The 1,905-nt window shown below is 69.4% G+C and carries 3 protein-coding genes; all 3 read right to left on the reverse strand.

Features of this window, described 5'->3' with window-relative positions; all coding sequences use genetic code 11:
• Window positions 1-336, reverse strand: a 336-nt coding sequence (locus N878_RS19150; RefSeq protein ID WP_021445181.1) for an urease accessory protein UreF, incomplete at its 3' end; no start/stop codon positions are given.
• Window positions 337-388: 52 nt separating this feature from the next.
• Entirely contained in the window at window positions 389-889 is a 501-nt protein-coding gene (ureE, locus tag N878_RS19155; protein ID WP_021445182.1) for an urease accessory protein UreE, read from the reverse strand.
• 154 nt (window positions 890-1,043) lie between these two features.
• Window positions 1,044-1,679, reverse strand: coding sequence for a TetR family transcriptional regulator (locus tag N878_RS19160; RefSeq protein ID WP_021445183.1), 636 nt, complete (start codon window positions 1,677-1,679; stop codon window positions 1,044-1,046).
• Window positions 1,680-1,905 lie beyond the last annotated feature (226 nt).

The following is a 1,905-nucleotide window of genomic DNA, read 5'->3' on the forward strand; positions in this document are numbered from 1 at the left end:
CTCCGGCAGGCCGTCGAGCAGTTGCCGCAGCGAATAGCCCATCTGCCGGCTTTCCAGCGCCAGTTCGCGGGTTTCGCGGCTGGCGCGGTGCCGCTCGGCCAATGCCTGCAGCTGCCCCCAGTCGCCGTCCTGCGCGGCTTGGCAGTGGGCCAGCAGCAGCGGCGCCTCGAAGCGGGCGAGGTTGAGCGCGAGCTGATCGGCCAGCCAGCGTTCGGCGCCATCGGCATCGGTGATCAGGCCGCTGTCCACCGCCCATTCCAGGCCCTGGGAGTAGCTGTAGCCGCCGATCGGCAGCTGCGGGCTGGCCAGGCGCAGCAGGGCCCAGGCCGGGTTCATGGCGCAACCTTGGTGCGCACGGCGCACCCCAGGCGAAATGACGCGTTCGGGGTCACGTGCGCACCCCGAACTGGTGCAGGCGCGGGCCGTAGTTGAACTCGGCGTCGCCCTGGTGCGAATGATGGTGGCCGCCGCCATAGGCGCCCTGTTCCGGCTGGTAGGGCGCCTCCACGGCTTCGACCGTTGCGCCGAGCTGTTCGAGCATGGCCTTGAGCACATAGTCGTCGGGCAGGCGCAGCCAGCCGTCGCCCAGTTGCAGGGCGACGTGGCGGTTGCCCAGGTGATAGGCGGCGCGCATCAGCTCGAAGGGGCTGGCGCAGGTCACGTGCAGCAGCGGCTCGGGCCTGGCCCGCACGCGCACCACGCGGCCGTCCTCGGCCTGCAGGCAGTCGCCGTCGGCCAGCGCCGGCTGGCCGCGTTCGAGAAACAGGCCGACCTCCTCGCCCGCGGTGGTGAAGCAGCGCAGACGGCTCTTGCTGCGCGCCTCGAAGCTCAGCTGCAGTTCGGCATCGGGGGCCTGCTGCGGCGCGATTCGGCGGTGGATCACCAGCATATGCATCGATTCCGGAAAGGGGATGCCCGGAAATAGTGCAAGGGCCTTGCCAAGGCGCCGCCAGGCCGCATTGCTGTGGGTTGTGGATAACTTGGCGAGGCAGTCAGGTTTTATTTGGTGCATGCCGGGCTGGGCGTGCACCTTGGTGGTGCGCTCAGCCGGCAGGCTTGCCCAGGCCCTGCCAGTGCTTGCCGCCGATCATCACGAAGCGCAGTTGCTGGATGATCTTGGCTTCGGCGCTGAGGTGCGCCGGCAGGTTGTCCGCCGGCGGGTCGATGAGTTCCGGCAGGGTGGCGAACACGGTTTTCACCACCAGGTCGGAGACCACCTCGCGCGCCGCGTCGTCGAGGTGCGGCATGCGGTTCATCAGCTTGAGGTCGGCGGCCAGGTCGCCGGTGATGCGCTCGCGCAGCGCGGCGATAGCCTGGCGCACCGGCTGCGAGCCGCCGTACTGCTCGCGGGCGAGGAACAGGAACTGGGCGCGGTTGGCCGCCACCTCGGCGAGGAAGATGCGCACCGAGGCGTCGATCATCCCGCGTACCTCGAACTCGTGGCGGCGCACGCGGCGAATGGCGGCGCGGAAGGTCTCGCCGACCTCCGCCACCAGGGCCAGGCCGAGCTCGTCCATGTCGGCGAAGTGGCGGTAGAAACCGGTGGGCACTATGCCGGCGACCCGGGTGACTTCGCGCAGGCTCAGGCTGCCGAAACCACGCCCGCTCTCCATCAGGCTCAGGGCGGCGTCCATCAGGGCCTGGCGGGTCTGCTGCTTCTGTTCGGCGCGTGGCGTCATGCGGGGTCTGGGTCGGTGAGCGATGCCGCACTCTAGCAAATGCGCGCGGCGAGCGTCGAACCAGGATGGGGCGGCGTTTAAGTGTACAAGTGTTGACTGAGCTGGGCGGCGTCTGGCAGCCTTGTGCACAACTGTTCACTGGAACTGCATCGATGGCCCTGATTCCCCTGTCCCTGGCGCGCCGCCTGGCCCGCCCGCTGCAGCCGTTGCGCGCGCTGTGCGCCGG

Origin of the sequence: Pseudomonas sp. EGD-AK9 (assembly GCF_000465935.2) — a bacterium.
GTDB lineage: Bacteria > Pseudomonadota > Gammaproteobacteria > Pseudomonadales > Pseudomonadaceae > Aquipseudomonas.